General features: G+C 41.9%; 15 protein-coding genes. 10 read left to right on the forward strand and 5 right to left on the reverse strand.

Annotated features, from left to right (window positions below; all coding sequences use genetic code 11):
• Window positions 1–214: 214 nt before the first annotated feature.
• From PP2015_RS13560 to PP2015_RS13580, 5 genes are all read right to left on the reverse strand, one after another.
• Window positions 215–538, reverse strand: coding sequence for a hypothetical protein (locus PP2015_RS13560; RefSeq protein WP_058030819.1), 324 nt, complete (start codon window positions 536–538; stop codon window positions 215–217).
• 336 nt (window positions 539–874) lie between these two features.
• Window positions 875–1,357, reverse strand: coding sequence for an FKBP-type peptidyl-prolyl cis-trans isomerase (locus PP2015_RS13565; RefSeq protein WP_058030820.1), 483 nt, complete (start codon window positions 1,355–1,357; stop codon window positions 875–877).
• Window positions 1,358–1,362: 5 nt separating this feature from the next.
• The gene (locus PP2015_RS13570) at window positions 1,363–3,774 is read right to left on the reverse strand and encodes a Lon protease family protein (RefSeq protein WP_058030821.1); all 2,412 of its coding nucleotides are present in this window, start codon (window positions 3,772–3,774) and stop codon (window positions 1,363–1,365) included.
• Window positions 3,775–3,812: 38 nt separating this feature from the next.
• On the reverse strand, window positions 3,813–4,271 hold the full coding sequence (locus PP2015_RS13575; RefSeq protein ID WP_058030822.1) for a zinc ribbon-containing protein: 459 nt from the start codon (window positions 4,269–4,271) through the stop codon (window positions 3,813–3,815).
• A 197-nt stretch (window positions 4,272–4,468) separates the two neighbouring features.
• Window positions 4,469–6,604 (reverse strand): TonB-dependent receptor, encoded by a 2,136-nt coding sequence (locus tag PP2015_RS13580; RefSeq protein ID WP_058030823.1) that lies wholly within the window; start codon window positions 6,602–6,604, stop codon window positions 4,469–4,471.
• Between the two features lie 268 nt (window positions 6,605–6,872).
• Between PP2015_RS13580 and leuS the strand changes: the two genes are divergently transcribed.
• From leuS to PP2015_RS13630, 10 genes are read left to right on the forward strand one after another with little or no spacing between them, the layout of a single operon-like run.
• Window positions 6,873–9,461 carry a leucine--tRNA ligase gene (leuS, locus tag PP2015_RS13585; protein WP_058030824.1) on the forward strand — a complete coding sequence of 863 codons (2,589 nt, stop codon included), beginning with the start codon at window positions 6,873–6,875 and terminating at the stop codon, window positions 9,459–9,461.
• Entirely contained in the window at window positions 9,445–9,957 is a 513-nt protein-coding gene (locus PP2015_RS13590) for an LPS-assembly lipoprotein LptE (RefSeq protein WP_418054968.1), read from the forward strand. The genes leuS and PP2015_RS13590 overlap by 17 nt, the downstream gene beginning before the upstream one ends.
• Complete coding sequence (gene holA / locus PP2015_RS13595; RefSeq protein WP_058030825.1) at window positions 9,957–10,994, forward strand: DNA polymerase III subunit delta; 1,038 nt, start codon at window positions 9,957–9,959, stop codon at window positions 10,992–10,994. The genes PP2015_RS13590 and holA overlap by 1 nt, the downstream gene beginning before the upstream one ends.
• Window positions 10,995–10,999: 5 nt before the next feature.
• Window positions 11,000–11,629: a nicotinate-nucleotide adenylyltransferase gene (gene nadD, locus PP2015_RS13600; protein ID WP_058030826.1), complete on the forward strand. Its 630-nt coding sequence runs from the start codon at window positions 11,000–11,002 to the stop codon at window positions 11,627–11,629.
• A gap of 56 nt (window positions 11,630–11,685) precedes the next feature.
• Complete coding sequence (gene rsfS / locus PP2015_RS13605) at window positions 11,686–12,003, forward strand: ribosome silencing factor (protein WP_058031648.1); 318 nt, start codon at window positions 11,686–11,688, stop codon at window positions 12,001–12,003.
• A gap of 2 nt (window positions 12,004–12,005) precedes the next feature.
• Window positions 12,006–12,476: a 23S rRNA (pseudouridine(1915)-N(3))-methyltransferase RlmH gene (rlmH, locus tag PP2015_RS13610; protein ID WP_058030827.1), complete on the forward strand. Its 471-nt coding sequence runs from the start codon at window positions 12,006–12,008 to the stop codon at window positions 12,474–12,476.
• Between the two features lie 10 nt (window positions 12,477–12,486).
• Entirely contained in the window at window positions 12,487–14,358 is a 1,872-nt protein-coding gene (mrdA, locus tag PP2015_RS13615) for a penicillin-binding protein 2 (protein ID WP_058030828.1), read from the forward strand.
• Window positions 14,358–15,464, forward strand: coding sequence for a rod shape-determining protein RodA (rodA, locus tag PP2015_RS13620; RefSeq protein ID WP_058030829.1), 1,107 nt, complete (start codon window positions 14,358–14,360; stop codon window positions 15,462–15,464). Before mrdA ends, rodA begins: the two co-directional genes overlap by 1 nt.
• Window positions 15,461–16,222 (forward strand): septal ring lytic transglycosylase RlpA family protein, encoded by a 762-nt coding sequence (locus PP2015_RS13625; RefSeq protein ID WP_058030830.1) that lies wholly within the window; start codon window positions 15,461–15,463, stop codon window positions 16,220–16,222. The genes rodA and PP2015_RS13625 overlap by 4 nt, the downstream gene beginning before the upstream one ends.
• A 47-nt stretch (window positions 16,223–16,269) precedes the next feature.
• Window positions 16,270–17,430 carry a serine hydrolase gene (locus PP2015_RS13630; protein WP_058030831.1) on the forward strand — a complete coding sequence of 387 codons (1,161 nt, stop codon included), beginning with the start codon at window positions 16,270–16,272 and terminating at the stop codon, window positions 17,428–17,430.

The following is a 17,430-nucleotide window of genomic DNA, read 5'->3' on the forward strand; positions in this document are numbered from 1 at the left end:
AATCGTTTGATAAATTAGTTGAAGGCTTTTCAAGTATCCATGGAGAGTGAATGATACATTGATGGAAAACTTAATTAATAAGCTCTTGAGTAGAGTATTAGATAGAGTAAGACTCAATGAATACAGATAAATCTCATTTTCTTATGATGAAAAATGAGATTTATCTTTTAGATCAGTAACTAAAGTATGTAGTGCATGATAGATTTTCATTCCGTTATATAGAAGTTAGACTAGAAAAGATATAACCGAACATAACGATCACTGAAATCGCCATAAAACGCGTATCAAAGTCACGCATTCTTTTTGTTAATAGATGCAAACGCTTATCCTGTGTTTTACTTAGCTCGCCAAATTTCAGAGACTCTTCTAGGGAGATCATAAACAAATTATTAACCCCTATTTTCATTTTATCTTTTGATAGACGTGCAAATAATTCTGGGTAAGTCTCGGCAACATGCGCTTTTATTTCATTGACATGCTTAGCTCTGAAATAAACAAAAAGTACCATTAATGTAGTGATTACAAGACCCATATACATATTCTCTCCTTACATTATGTATAAAAAAGGAGGCTTAGCCCCCTTTCATGTTTCTAAATTAATAATAGGGCGTGTTGACCTTTGCTGTTTGTTTTTGCAGCAGTGAGTTGGGTATTTAGACAAGGCAGAGGCTGCGTAGCATAGTTATTCTATGTAAGTCAGCCGATAACGCTGAATAAATGTTCAACTCGCGCTGCTCGAAGAGTTCAACCAAAGGCTTCCACTACTTTGTCATTCGCAACTCACATAACCTATTATGCTACGTAGCTCATTTCGCGTATTGAAAGCCTTTGATTTGAACAAAATTCATACATCAAAGATAAACACGCCCTCACTTTACGATTCTATTTTTAAAAGCTCAACTTCAAAAATCAACAATGAGCCGGCAGGAATTTTACCTGCAGCGCGGTCTCCGTAACCTAAGTCAGGACTGATATAAAACTTGAACTTACTGCCTTCAGTCATTAGCTGCACACCTTCAGTCCAACCTGGAATAACTTGGTTTAAGCCAAAGCTGATCGGGCTATTTCGCTCTACTGAGCTATCAAATACGGTGCCATCAGTAAGTGTGCCATGGTAATGTACTTTTACTTTACTGGTGGCAGAAGGTTTTGCATCCCCCTCCCCCTGCGTAAGCACTTCGTACTGTAAGCCAGAATCAGTTGTCACCACAGTGTCTTTTTTTGCATTTTCTGCCAAAAACTCAGCTGCTTTAATGCGGTTCTCTCCAGCAGCTGCTTTGTTCTTTTGCGACGCACGAGAAAACAGTACCACCAAAATCACGATGACAATTACTAAAATTACATTGGTTGTAGACACGCTACTTACTCCTTATCTTGTTCTGTTTCTTCTTTTTCATTATCGCCACTGACCACATCAGCAATTTGCTGAAGTCGAGCGAGTGTTAGCGCATTAATAGAGCCCTCAGGATATTCACCTCCAACTAGCTCTCCGGCGTCACGATTCATTAATAAGCTCAATGCTTCATCCACGTTTGAAACCGCATAAATATGGAAGCGACCACGCTCTACCTCTTGTAACACTTCGTCATCTAAGACTAAATTAACACGGTTAGACTGAGGAATGATCACACCTTGCTGACCAGTTAAACCACGCATTTTACAAAGCTTAAAGAAACCTTCTATTTTTTCGTTTACGCCACCAATCGCCTGCACTTCACCATGCTGGTTAATTGAACCTGTCAGCGCTAACGACTGATTAATGGGTAGTTGAGTGATAGCTGAGATTAAGCCGCATAATTCTGCAAGCGAGGCACTATCGCCATCGATATAGCCATAACTTTGTTCAATCGCGATATTGGCACTGAGTGTTAAGCTAAAGTTTTGTGCATACTTGTTACCTAGATAACCCGTTAATAACATCACACCTTTAGAGTGAATCGATTTACCTAAGTCTGCTTCACGTTCGACGTCAATGACGCCATCTGAGCCTGCATATACCGTAGCCGTAATACGCGCTGGCGTACCAAATGCCGTGTCACCAATATGTAATACCGTCAGACCATTGATCTTAGCAATCGCTTCACCGTCAGTTTCGATCAGTGTGTGGCCTTCTTTTATATCACTCAGCATATTTTCACTAAGCTGGCCGGTGCGATACTGCTTACCAGCAATGGCTTCATCAATATGCTCTGCGGTAACCTCTGTCATATTATCTTGTTTTGCATAAAAACTTGCTTCTGCAACTAACTCGAGCACATCTGCAAATCGTGCTGACAGCTTGGTGTGATGCTCTGCTTGGCGATAGCTAAACTTAAGTAAACGCGCAAGCCCACACGCCGAAATACCACAGTTTAAAGTTTTATCGCAGTACTCAAGTACTTTAGTAATGAACTGATACTGAAGTTTATCGCTACTTGGCAAATAGTAATCAAAATCAGCCAACACTCTAAATAGCTCTGCAAACTCTTCATCGTAATCACTGATGGCATAATATAAATCACGTGAACCCAACAAAATGATCTTCACATCAAGTGGAATTAACTGAGGGCGAAGCGTGAAACTGCTGCCTACTGAGCTATCTTGATACGGCAAATCATTCTTTATCTGGTGGGTTTTAAGCGACAACTTTAGACCATCCCACACTTGCGAGTTAGCCAATACTTTATCGGCATCCATGATCAGATAACCACCGTTGGCCTTATGTAATGCACCCGGTTGGATTGAGCGATAACTCGTGATTAAGTTGCCTTGTGAAGTGGCGTATTCAACCTTACCAAAAATATTACCAAAAGTTGGGTTTGGCTCGTACACCACAGGTGCAGCTTCTCCATCTTTATATTCAACCAGAATATTTGGAGCAAAGAAGTCATTCAGCATGCCGCGGTGATCAAACTCGTCTTTGTTTTCCTCGCTGCCACTGTCATCTAACCACTCTAGCACCGCATCAACAATTTCAATACGGACATCTTTTAGATAACGAATGACACCAATGTGGCTGGCATATTTCAGTTCTAACTTTTTCAGTAAAGGCTTAGTCGCAGTTTCAACAGTTTGCTTTTTTAAGTTTCTCAGTTTTTCAGATGACTCACGCTTCCAACGTGGCAGCTCAATTAAGGCTTCAATCAGATCATCTTCTAGCTTATCAATGGCATCAAAAAAGTGCTCCTGAACTTTCTCATCAAGTGCAGCAAATTCAGCATCATCTAATTGTTTGCCATCGATGACTGGTGCAAAGGCTACCTGATTGCTTTCTTCTATTAATGCCACACTTTTTTTAGCTGCAAGCTCTGCAACTGCGGTAATGGCAGCGTCATACTTGTTATCAAACTCTTTGTCGATGGACTTCTTTTTGCGTTGATAACCTGGGTTATCAAACGCAGCAGGAAAAGTATCAGCTACTTCATCTAAAAACTCATCCATGTCATCAGCAAGCTCTTTGCTTTGACCCGGCTGCATAAATAGCGCAATAGGTTTACGGTGATCGTCGTAGTTATTTACGTACAACCACTCATTTGGTGTTGGCTTTGTTTTACTGTGCGCTTCAAGCTTATCTTTTACCATAGTAAAGCGGCCTAATGCCGCTTCACCCATTACAAAAGTGTTATAACCCGGCAAGTCCATACCCAGTGAAAAATCTAAAGCGCTTTGGGCACGTTGCTGACCAATAAATGTCAGCGACTCGGGATAAGGGTTACGCATGCATGATTCAACATGCGCAAGAGAAACGGTTGGCGCTAAGGCCTGAATAGGTAAAGGTGCTATCTTATTTGTCATTCCTAACTTCTTTTTATTATCTAACCAAATTGGTTAGACTATGGAGACAATGCTTTTCGGCTAAATTCATGATGCTCACATTGGCTACACGCTTTTATTTCAGAGGCATAAAGTACATCTGTAGTATGGTGACAATTTTTACATACTAATTGGCCCATGGCTATCCATTCACCCGCTTTGTAAACACCATCATGCTCAAAATCTTTTAATAGCGCCTGCCACTCTAGTTGTGTGCGGTCTTCAAGCTGAGCTAGTTCAAACAAAATACCCGCTTTTAGTTCTTGCCAAGCGATATCGTCTGGGTTTCTATACTCATCTTCTAAATGCTTTAAATCCCGCTTCAAATAATGGCTATACGCTTTTAGCTTTTCTTCACTGAAAGTTTTTAAGGCCTGCTGTTTTTCAACAAACTGGTTTACTAAGTCTTCTACTTCATGATCTTTTATATCTTTCAGCCAGTAAGAGAAGTCATCTAACCATTTTTTATAACCTGCCATAACATCCTCTCTTGCGCGTTATTTAATCAAAATACGTCTATCGACGTTATAAACAACCAACGAATATTGAAAATTATGATTAATACTAAGTGTAGACGATATGGGATATTTTTGGAGACTTGCGGACATGAACGAACAAATTACAGGTAGGTCGCTGAGCGGTTAAAAATAGCCGCTCAGCAAAATAGAAAGTAGCTTTAGAAGCTATATTTTACGCCTAACGTAATTGTTCGCCCTAACCCTTTCACATTATAGCCACCATAAGCGTATGCCTGCGCTCTTGCAGGGTAATAGTTGTTATTTAATAAGTTTTCTATACCCATATACGTATTGAAATTATGTGATAACTGGTAGCTTGCAGATGCGCTTAACACATTATAACTATCAATAGGCCCTTGATCGGCAACATATTGATTTTTATCGTTCATTTCAAAACGTTTTCTATCGCCAACATATAGCCAATTTAACGCCATAGAGAGCGTGTCATTAGCTTGCCAGTTTAATGATGCTGTGAACTTAGGTGGCGCGATTTGCCTTCCGCCTAAATAAGTATTGTTAGCGGTATTTTTGCCTTCTACAAAACTATATGTTGCTCTTAAATCGAGTGTTTGTGAAAGCTTGTAATCAACTAAAGCTTCGTAGCCCCAGATTCTTTGTGGTGCACGAACTGGCTCATAGACGCCAGTTTTTTCATTGAAAACACTGCTTGTGCCAAGCTCTGAGGTGCTCTTAAATAAAGCAAATTCAAAACGCAAATTTTCTAATTGCGAGTTGAAACCAACTTCATAATTATCAGTAATAGAAGCATCGGTTTGGATCAGGCCTATGTCTTTTACAGTAGCTGTTCGGAGTAACCTACCAATATCAGATACATCCGAGCCTTGAGAGTAACTCGCAAATGGACTGAACTGTTCATAGCCATTGTATTTAATAGCAAAATTAAAAGTAGCGGCATCATAATTAATGGTATCGCCTTTCACCGACATAGGTACCGAACACTGATCTGCGCTTCGGCACAATTTTAATGTGGTGTAATCTTCAACTTCAATGTCAATGCTCTCTTGTCTCACACCCGCTTTTAACACTAAGTCATCAGCAATCACCCACTTAGTTTGAAGATAACCCGCCAAGCTTTGCATATCCATTTCTGGTACCCAAATACGACCATCAACCATCGGCTGTGAGGTCACGTCATTTAGCGCGTCAATACCGTAAATAAGTGTTGCCGCTACATTATCAAAGTCTATAGCTGTATTAAATGTTGCTCGGGCACCTTGTTTTTCAGAAACGATTACTGATTGGCCACCAGTAAAGCCCGCCTCTGGGTTAGCTAAATTTGGAGAAAAGAAGAATATATTCTCAATGTCTTGCATATATGCATCGAGCGTAAGTTGTGTGTTCGTAAAGACCGCATAATCAGTGTATTTTAACGTGATATTTTCGTTACCCGCAGGACCTTGAGGCTTACCTTTTTTTTGTAATTCCGGAGCAACGTGTTGGGCATATGATTTTTCGCCACTATTAATATTTCCAAACACATCGCCTAGATCAGTTTTTTGCTGTGAACTGTAATAGTTGTAACTAAACTGCAATTGCTTATCTTCATCAAAATCATATCCCAGTTTAGTAAAGTAATTTTCTGTTACGGCATCTGACAAACCATATTGCAGCCCAAGGATATCGCCTTCAGCATCGCGTTGTACGCCATTTTCTTCATAACCTATAGTCGCAAGGTAGCTAAATTTGTCGGCACGACCATTAATTGCCGCTGATATACGAGCACCGCCACTTTCTGCCAGTTTAACCGCACTGAAACGACTAGAAAGACTCACCTCACCTTCTACCTGTCCATCAGCTTGAGCTTGCTTTGTGATGTAGTTAATAATCCCGCCAGACGCACCATTACCGTAGATAGATGTTGCACCTTTGATCACTTCAATGCGGGCAATAGCGCTTGCATCCAATGTTCTGATACCAAGCGAACCATTTCGCAGTGGTGTTGATTGTGGCACGCCATCAATCATGACCAATGGCGCTCGACCGCGAAGCCCTTGGCCTGTGTTACTAGAGCTACCTGTATCAGGTGCTAAACCAGGCACTATTTGCGCCAGTAAGTTTTGAAGCTCTGGGTTTACCTTGAGGTGGTCTTCAATTTGCTTTTGTGTGATCACAGTAATTGATGCCGGTACTTCATCAATACTTTCAAAAACACGGCTTCCAGAAACAATTATCTGTTCTATTTCACTAGTGTTTGATTCTGACTGACTAACTTCATTAGCCATTGATGCGCAACTAACAGCCATAGCAATTAAGGTAAACGAACTTCTAAACATGAATATCCTTGATATTTTTGGAACTTAAATTTCGCGGCGCATGTTAAATCCAAAAGCGCCTAGAATCAACGCAAATGATAATCAATATCAATTAAATTAATATTTTCATAATGTAGGTGCGAAATTAAATTTTTATTCAGTCGGGTCAAAGTTTTTAAAGCACTTAAACAGCGCAAATATTTGCTGCTTAGATGCTGTGATTAAATGGCAAATTCGGTTATGCTATCGAACAATTTTTTATTAATTTGCAAGAAGTCTGGAAACATAGATGCAAGAGCAATATAACCCGCAAGACATTGAGTCAAAAGTCCAACAGTATTGGGAAGAAAACAAGACGTTTAAAGTCGTAGAAGACGAGAGCAAAGAGAAGTATTACTGCCTCTCTATGTTCCCTTACCCAAGTGGTCGACTGCATATGGGTCACGTGCGTAACTACACCATTGGTGATGTGGTATCTCGTTTCCAGCGCTTACAAGGCAAAAATGTCATGCAACCTATGGGTTGGGATGCGTTTGGTCTACCTGCAGAAAATGCCGCAATTAAGAACAACACAGCGCCTGCTAAGTGGACATACGAAAACATTGATTACATGCGCGGTCAGCTAAAACAGCTTGGTTTTGGTTACGACTGGGATCGTGAAATCGCAACATGTCACCCAGAATATTACAAATGGGAACAGTGGTTCTTCACTAAGCTTTACGAGAAAGGCTTAGTCTACAAGAAAATGTCTACCGTAAACTGGGATCCAGTTGACCAAACAGTACTGGCTAACGAGCAGGTTATCGACGGTCGTGGTTGGCGTTCAGGCGCACTTGTAGAGCAAAAAGAAATTCCTCAGTGGTTCATCAAAATTACTGATTATGCACAAGAGCTATTAGACGATTTAGACAAGCTTGAACACTGGCCTGAGCAAGTAAAAACCATGCAGCGTAACTGGATTGGTCGCTCTGAAGGTTTAGAAATCGATTTCAAACGTGCTGATAATGGTGAAACTTTCACAGTTTACACTACTCGCCCTGACACTTTCATGGGTGTAACTTATGTTGGTGTAGCTGCTGGTCACCCGATTGCGTTAGAAGCTGCTAAGAACAACCCAGACGTTGCTGCATTTGTTGAAGAATGCAAAAACACTAAGGTTGCTGAAGCTGATATGGCAACCATGGACAAAAAAGGCATCGACACGGGCTTTAAAGCGATTCACCCTCTAACCGGTGAAGAAGTACCTGTATGGGCTGCAAACTTTGTACTAATGGACTATGGTTCAGGTGCGGTAATGGCAGTACCAGGTCACGACCAACGTGACTATGAATTTGCGACAGCTTATGGTCTTGAGATCAAACAAGTTATTGCACCTGCTGAAGGTTCTGAGCTTGTAGCTGACCTTTCAAAAGAAGCATTTACTGAAAAAGGTACGCTGATTAATTCTGGCGAATTTGACGGTCTTGAGTTTAAAGCAGCATTCAACGCCATTGCTGACAAACTTGAAAGCATTGGCGCGGGTAAGCGTAAAGTTAACTTCCGTCTACGTGACTGGGGTGTTAGTCGCCAGCGTTACTGGGGCTCACCAATCCCAATGCTAAATAAAGAAGACGGTTCAGAGCTTGCTGCAACTGAAGATATGCTGCCAGTTCGCCTACCAGAAGACGTGGTAATGAACGGTGTAACTTCACCAATTAAAGCAGACCCTGAGTGGGCAAAAACCACAGTGAACGGAGAACCTGCATTCCACGAAACAGATACGTTCGATACTTTCATGGAATCTTCATGGTACTACGCGCGTTACTGTAGCCCTCGTTATGACGAAGGTATGTTAGAGCCAGGTGCAGCGAATTACTGGCTACCAGTAAACCAATATATTGGTGGTATCGAGCACGCGATCCTTCACCTACTTTACTCGCGTTTCTTCCACAAACTCTTACGTGACTGTGGTTTAGTAAACTCAGATGAGCCGTTCGAGCGTCTACTATGTCAAGGCATGGTATTAGCTGAAACTTATTTCCGTAAAGACGAAAAAGGCGGTGATGTTTGGATTTCACCAACTGACGTTGAAACTGAAACTGACGATAAAGGTCGTATCACTAAAGCGTGGCACAAAGACGACGGTCAACCAGTAGAGTCTGCTGGTATGTCTAAAATGTCTAAATCAAAGAACAACGGTATTGATCCTCAAACTGTTATCAAGCAATACGGCGCAGATACAGTTCGTTTATTCATGATGTTCACAGCGCCACCAGAGCAAACTCTAGAATGGTCTGACTCGGGTGTTGAAGGGTCACTTCGTTTCCTTAAACGTGTTTGGAAATACGCAGTAGATGTCAATGCAGCAGGTACAGCTGAGCTTGACCTAGCAGCACTTAACAGCAACCAAAAAGTGCTACGTCGTGAGATCCACAAAACCATTGCAAAAGTAACTGATGATGTTGAGCGTCGCCAAACGTTCAATACTGCGATTGCTGCTATCATGGAGCTATCTAACAAGCTTGCAAAAGCACCGCTAAAAGATGCACAAGATATTGCGTTAGCAAACGAAGCACTTAATGCGATCGTCATTATGCTTGCACCGATTGCACCACATATGTGTCATCAATTATGGCAAGACCTAGGTCACGAAGGTGACGTGTTAGATGCAACATGGCCTGTGGTTGACCAAGCTGCACTTGTTGAAGATGAGAAACTTATCGTTGTACAAGTGAATGGTAAGCTGCGTGCTAAGCTAACGGTTGCTGCCGACTCAACGAAAGAACAAGTTGAAGCGCTGGCATTTGCTGAAGAGAATGTGTCTAAGTTCATTGAAGGCAAAGAAATCCGTAAAGTGATTTACGTACCAGGTAAACTACTTAATGTGGTTGCAAACTAAGATGCATTTATCGCATTCAAATAAGCATGGGCTAGCTTTTTTGCTAGCCTGTGTTTTGTTATCTGGTTGTGGCTTTCATTTAAAGCAAGCCTCATATTTACCAAAAGAATTACAAACACTTCACCTGTCGGGTGATGATAGCAAGTCTGAGCTGTTTTCATTACTTCGCAAAGATCTCGTCGCATCTCAAGTCACCATTAGTGACAACAGAAACAAACAAGTTCCTGAGCTTCATCTGTATCGTGACTCTCTAACACGCCAAACGTTAAGCTTGTTTAGAAATGGTCAGGTTGCGCAATACGAACTGGCTTATTCTGTTTCATATAGAGTGACACGTCCAGGTCTTGAGCCTATAGATAAAGGGTTTGAGATTTACCGCAATTATCAAGATGACCCTGACAACGCACTCGCTAAAGCCAAAGAGCTTGATATTATTCTTAACGAGCTGCGCAAACAGGCAAGTAAACGTATTGTTCGAGAGCTGTCGCAACTCTAATGCGCTGTTACGCTAACCAACTTCCCGATACTTTACGAAAAGGCCTAGCTCCATTCTATTTGGTTTTAGGTGAAGAACCTTTTCAAGAAGCACAATGTGTGCAGCAAATAAAACAGGCTGCAAAACAACAAGGCTTCGACGAAGTCATTAAATTTAGTTTGTTGCCAGGCTTTGATTGGCAGGAATTACTTGCTCAATACAATAGTATGTCGCTATTTAGCGCACGCACACTCATTGAATTTGACTTGAACCAGCAAAAACCCGGTACAGCCGGGAGTGATGCGTTTAAACAACTGACTGCTCAACCGAACCCTGATGTCGTGTTAATTGTGAAAGGTCAAAAAGCCAGCCAAGAGATCCAACGTGGTGCTTGGTTTAAAGGCTTAGAAAAGCAAGGCGTATATGTGCCTTGTTATGAATTGACTGGCCAACACTTGCAGCGCTGGCTTGATTCGCAAGCCAAGCAGTTAAAAGTCGCTCTAACACAAGATGCAAAAAAGCAACTTTTGCTGGCCACAGAGGGCAACTTACTCGCAACACATCAAGAGCTAGAAAAACTGGCGCTGCTTTATCCTTCGCAAACCGTCAATGATGAGCAAATCTTAGCGGGCCTGCTTAATCAAAGTAAATTTGATATTTTTGACCTGACTAATGCAACGCTTGCCGGCCAAGCAAAAAAAATAACTAAAGTGATGGTTAAGTTAGCTGAAGATAACACTGAGCCAAATACTCTTATTTGGGCACTGAATAAACAGCAGCAAACCTTAATATCAATTAAAAAAGGTTTACAACAGGGACAGAATATAACTGCCCTCTATAAACAGCATAACATTTGGAAAAACCAACAGCCTTTAACTCAGCAAGCACTTGATAGATTGCCTTTGCATCAGCTTGAGCAAATAGGTTTTTTGTTGGCACAAATAGACAGTGGCTATAAACGCGGAGAACTCACTGCGCCTTATCAAGCCTTACTGCATTGCGCACTGAGTTTTTGCTACCATATTCCAATTGGCCTGCCCATTAACCACACTGATTAAACAATATGATTGCACTTTTTGGTGGTACTTTTGATCCCGTCCATTTAGGACATTTAAACATGGCCGAGCAATGCGTTGCTGAACTAGGGTTGTCTGAATTACGATTTTTGCCCTGTGCCATACCTGTGCACAAAGCACAGCCTAAGATCACTGACACACACCGTCTCAACATGCTCGAGTTAGCAACACAAGGTAATGAAGCATTTACCATTGATAAACGAGAGCTTGAGCGCCAAGGGCCTTCTTATTCATTGTTAACGCTGCAAGAATACCGAGACGAGCAGCCTAATTCCCCCATCATCTTTTTGATGGGTATGGATTCCTTCAATAGTTTAACGTTTTGGTATGAATGGCAAGCCATTACACAGCTTTGCCACATCGTGGTTTATCAGCGCCCTGGCGAAATTTATGTGCCAAATCCAGCGCTTGCTGACTATGTGGCACAAGCTCACGTTGAGACAAGCGAGCTGTTACTCACGAAAAAAGCAGGTCATTGTCATTTTTTAACCGGTCCTAGTTTTGATGCCGCATCCAGCGATATAAGAAAACTAATAAATAATCAAAAACCTATGGAACAATTTCTCGCGTCTTCGGTCATAGATTACATTCGTACTCATCAGCTCTATGCTGAATAAAGCAATGTGCTGTGCTACTATACGCGCCTTATTTTTTGAGCATAGAGATACAAGATTTGAATTCTGAACAATTATTAGACTTTGCATTAGACAAAGTTGACGACATGAAAGCCCGTGACATTGTTAAGTTAGATGTAAAAGAAGTGAGCTCTGTAACGGATTATTTGGTCATTTGCTCAGGTAACTCAAAACGTCACGTACAGTCTATTGCTGAACACGTTGCTAAAGAAACGCGTCATGCTGGTGAAGACCTATTAGGCATTGAAGGACAAGATGTGGGTGAGTGGGTACTGGTTGATTTAGGCGATGTGGTTGTGCACGTTATGCAAGACCAAACTCGTGACTTATATGACTTAGAGAAACTCTGGGGCTAATTTTGAAAATTCAATTGGTTGCTGTCGGCACAAAAATGCCAGCTTGGGTTGAGACAGGCTTTAAAGAGTATCAGCGTCGTTTTCCAAAAGATATGGCGTTAGAACTGGTTGAGATCCCAGCAGGAAAGCGTGGTAAAAATGCCGATATCAAGCGTATTTTGCAGTTGGAAGGTGAAAAAACCTTAGCCGCTATTCCGAAAGGCAACCGAATTGTGACGCTAGAAGTAACAGGTAAGCCTTGGGATACCCATCAACTCGCAAATCATATGCAAAAGTGGCAGCTTGACGGTCGAGATGTCAGCTTATTAATTGGTGGGCCTGAAGGCCTTGCACCTGAGTGTATTGCCGCTTCTGAGCAAAAGTGGTCGCTATCGGCATTGACGTTACCGCACCCACTCGTGCGCATTATTGTCGCTGAAAGCTTGTATCGCGGGTGGAGTTTAAATAACAACCACCCATACCACAGAGAATAATACAACTCAGATGATAAACAAAAGACCAACAATTCGTGACCATTCAGCTGAAGCAAATTTATTTGCTCGTCGCGCATTTGTTGGTTTTGTATTTGTTACCTTACTCATTGGCTTGCTACTCAGTAACGCCTATAAGCTACAAGTCACAGAGCACGACACCCATAAAACACGCTCTAATGATAATCGTATTAAAGTAATCCCCGTCGCACCAAACCGAGGCTTAATCTACGACCGAAATGGGGTGTTATTGGCAGAAAACCGCCCTGTTTATAATTTAGAAGTGATCCCTGAGCAAGTAGATGATATCGCTAAGCAACTTGCTGAAGTTGGCGCTTTATTGAATATTTCTGTAGAAGACCAAGAAAGCTTTTTAAAGAATATTCGCCGTAAACAGCGCTTTAAAAGCCGTGTTATTAAAGCGCGTTTAAACGAGCAAGAAGTCGCCTTATTTTCGGTTAATCAGCATAAATTTCCCGGCTTTAATATTGAAGCTCGCCTTGCCAGATATTACCCCTACGGCGAAACACTCACCCATGCGCTTGGTTATGTTGCCAAATTAAATAAAAAAGAGCTCACTGCGTTAGAGCTCGCTGGTGAAGCCAAAAATTATCGAGCAACCCATGACATTGGTAAGCTTGGCATAGAGAAATTCTACGAAAAAGAACTGCACGGCATCGTTGGTTCACAACGTGTTGAAGTGAATAACCGAGGCAGAGTGATCCGTACTTTAAGCGTCGACGCGCCCACACCAGGGCAAGATTTAGTTCTTACGTTAGATATAGGCTTACAGCAAGTGGCGAAAAAAGCCCTTGAAGGCATGCGTGGCGCGATCGTTGTTATGGACCCAAAAGATGGCGGTATTCTCGCGCTTTATTCGAATCCAAGTTACGACCCAAACTTATTCGTACATGGGATCAGTGGTAAAGATTATCGTGCCTTATTAAATCCAGATCGACCTTTAATCAATAGAACGACTCAAGGTCGCTATGCGCCTGCATCTACCGTCAAGCCACATTTAGCAATTCTCGGCTTAGAAGAAGGCATTATCACTGAGCAAACTCGCATGTGGGACCCGGGCTTTTTTCAAATTCCGAATGTTGATCACCGATGGCGTGATTGGCAACGCTGGGGACATGGCCATGTTGATGTGTATAAAGCCATTGAAGAGTCTTGTGATACCTTTTATTACGAGATTGCCTATAAGTCTGGTATTACCAAAATCAGTAATTTTATGAATAAGTTTGGCTTTGGTGATTTATCAGGCATTGATATTCATGAAGAGACAACCGCTATTCTGCCTACCGTAGCTTGGAAGAAAGAACGCTTCAAAGAAAACTGGTGGCCTGGTGACACCATTTCAGTTGGGATTGGACAAGGTTATTGGACTGCGACGCCAATGCAAATAGCCAACGCTGTTACTATCATGGTAAATAAAGGCGAACATTACCAGCCACACCTTGTACAAGTAAAAAAGCAGTTTGATGAAATCACGCCAATGTATACCGAAGAGCGCCCGCCTATTGTGCTCAAAAATCATGACCATTGGCGCGTCGCCCTGGAAGCCATGCACAACACTGTAACTAAGGTCACAGGTACTGCGCATAAAGCATTTAAAGGAGCTAATTACGATCCTGCAGGTAAAACTGGTACTGCGCAAATTGTCAGTATCGCTCAGGGCGAAAAGTATGATGCAGAAAAGCTGGATGAGCGCCATCGAGACAACGCCATTTACACAGGCTTTGCCCCCTATAATGACCCGCGTGTTGTTGTGACTGTGGTAGTAGAAAACCAAGGTGGCGGCAGTAAAATCGCGGCCCCTATTGCACGTCAATTAATGGATTATTACTTTACAGCTAACCCTCTTGAGCAAGGAACGGATTAATGGTGCTTGGGCATAAACGTTCATTTTGGCAAAAAGTACACTTAGACGTGCCTCTATTGATAGCGCTTGCTTGTATGATGCTTGGTAGTTTAACCATCGTTTACAGTGCCAGCGGCCAAAATATGGATATGATGTTAAGACATGGTATTCGAATGGGAAGTGCTATTTTTGCCCTACTAATATTCGCTCAAATTCCGCCTATCACACTAAAACGTTTAGTAATACCACTGTATTTGGTCGGTCTCGCTATGCTGATTGCTGTTTTTTTCTTTGGTATAACAATCAATGGTGCTAAACGCTGGTTGAATCTTGGCGTCACGAACTTCCAACCATCAGAGATTATGAAACTTGCAGTTCCTATGATGGTTGCTTGGTATATTTCTCAGCATCGTATGCCCCCTAAATTTACAAATCTGTTCGTTGGTTTCGTTTTACTAAGTGTGCCTACTTTCTTAATTAAAGAACAACCGGATTTAGGTACTTCTTTGCTTATTGCCAGCTCAGGCATTTTCGTTTTGTTTCTAGCAGGATTAAGCTGGCGGCTTATTGGAGGAGCATTACTATTAATGATCCCCGCAGTGTTTGCATTTTGGCATTACGGTATGCGCGCGTATCAAAAGCAACGCGTTATGACGCTTCTCGACCCTGAAAGTGACCCTTTAGGGGCTGGCTACCACATTATTCAATCTAAAATTGCCATTGGTTCAGGTGGTGTTGAAGGCAAAGGTTGGCTGCATGGCACACAATCTCAATTAGAGTTTTTACCTGAGCGACACACAGATTTTATCTTCTCGGTATTAAGTGAAGAATTTGGTTTAATGGGTGTGGTGTTATTGCTCAGTTTATATTTATTTATCATCGGCAGAGGTCTGTTAATCGCAGTACGAGCGCAAGATGCATTTAGCAAACTATTAGCTGGCGCCTTAACACTGACTTTCTTTGTATATGTATTTGTGAATATAGGCATGGTGTCGGGCCTTTTACCTGTTGTGGGTGTACCACTTCCTCTCATTAGCTATGGGGGTACGTCCATGGTTACGCTAATGGCAGGGTTCGGCATCATTATGTCAATTTCGACAGATAAGAGGATGTTACTTAAATCATGACTAAGTTGAATAAGGCTTACTTGCTTGCCCTTGTCGTCATTATTGTGAGTGGCTGTAGCTCCCGCTACCATACACGCCAAGATACTGCGCCAATGCGTATTCCTACCGAATACGAAATGCGTGATGCGAAAGTGAAAGCAGAGCCTAAGAGTGTCAGCGCCGGACGTCCCTATGTTGTGCTTGGCAAGCAATATCACCCTATGTCTGATGAAAAAGGCTACAAAGCGCAGGGGACCGCTTCATGGTATGGGCAAAAGTTTCACGGGTATTATACCTCTAACGGTGAAATTTTTAATATGTACGACATGACGGCAGCTCACAAAACGCTACCACTTCCGAGTTTTGTTAAAGTAACTAATTTAGAAAATGGCAAATCGGCCATTGTCAGAGTCAATGACCGCGGCCCATTTCATGATGATAGGATCATTGATTTATCGTATGCCGCAGCCTATAAGCTGGGCTATCATAATCAAGGTACAGCAAAGGTTCAGATTGAAGCGATTACACTCGATCGCGTTGTGCCCAGATTAACCTATATTCAAGTCGTTGCCAGCAGTAATAAGACTAATATTGAGCTCCTAGCACAAAAGCTCGCGAGTCAATTTGCAATTGATACAAATATTGCAGAAGAAGGCGGTTTACATAAATTGCGCTTAGGCCCATTAGACAATGATAATCACGCTCAATCATTGTTAGAAAACTTGCAAGCTGGTGAATTTCGCCAGGCTTTCTTGCTTTACAGTGAACAACGACTTTAGAATAGAAAAAGCTGACTAATTTTTAATTTTATCGACAAAAGAACATAATGACTTTACTAAAAACCAAACTATTTACCAAAATTTGCGGGCTGGTATGCTCAGCAACCATTTTTTCAGCTTCCGCACAGATCCTACCTTCTGCACCACAGATCAATGCGAAAGGTTATTTCTTAATGGATTACACAACTGGCAAAGTCATTGCGGAAGGTGAACCAGATACTAAACTGGCACCTGCTAGCTTAACGAAAATGATGACCAGTTACGTGATTGGCGTCGAAATTGAAGCTGGTAATATCTCGCCGACCGATATGGTTACCATCAGTGAAAAAGCATGGGCGAAAAACTTCCCAGGTTCATCAGTAATGTTCATAGAAGTTGGCAAGCAAGTCAGTGTTGATGACCTAAACCATGGCATCATCATTCAATCAGGTAATGATGCGTGTGTTGCGATGGCTGAGCACATCGCGGGAAGTGAAAGTGCATTTGCTGATCTCATGAATGCACACGCTGAGAAGCTAGGCATGTCAAATACGCATTTCATTAACAGTCACGGTCTAGATACAGACGAACATTACACAACTCCACGTGATATGGCGACGCTAGGTGCCGCGCTTATTCGTGACGTACCTGAAGAGTATGCGCTTTACAAAGAAAAGTCTTTTACCTTCAATGGTATTAAACAGTATAACCGTAACTCACTGCTTTGGGATGCAAGCCTTGACGTTGATGGCATTAAAACAGGTCACACATCAGAGGCTGGTTACAGCCTAGTGACATCAGCAACTAAAGACGACATGCGCTTAATTGCAGTTGTTATGGGTACAGACAGTGAGCGTGCTCGTAAAGTCGAAAGCAAAAAACTACTCAACTATGGCTTCCGTTTCTTCGAAACAATCACACCATATAAAGCGGGCGATAGCTTTGCAGATCAGCGTATTTGGATGGGTAATAAAGAGACGGTTTCTTTAGGTATTCTAGAAGACACACCCATTACTATCCCTCGTGGTCAACGCAAAAATTTAAAAGCTAACTTTGAGTTAGATAAAACTTTAGAAGCGCCATTAGCCAAAGGCACTAAAGTAGGCACACTATTCCTAGAGCTCGATGGCGAAGAAATCTCTCAGTATCCATTAGTTACGCTTGAAGAAATTGAAGAAGGTAGCTTCTTTAGCAAGATCTATGACTATTTACGTTTACAGATCATGTAA

It is taken from the genome of Pseudoalteromonas phenolica, assembly GCF_001444405.1.
GTDB lineage: Bacteria > Pseudomonadota > Gammaproteobacteria > Enterobacterales > Alteromonadaceae > Pseudoalteromonas > Pseudoalteromonas phenolica.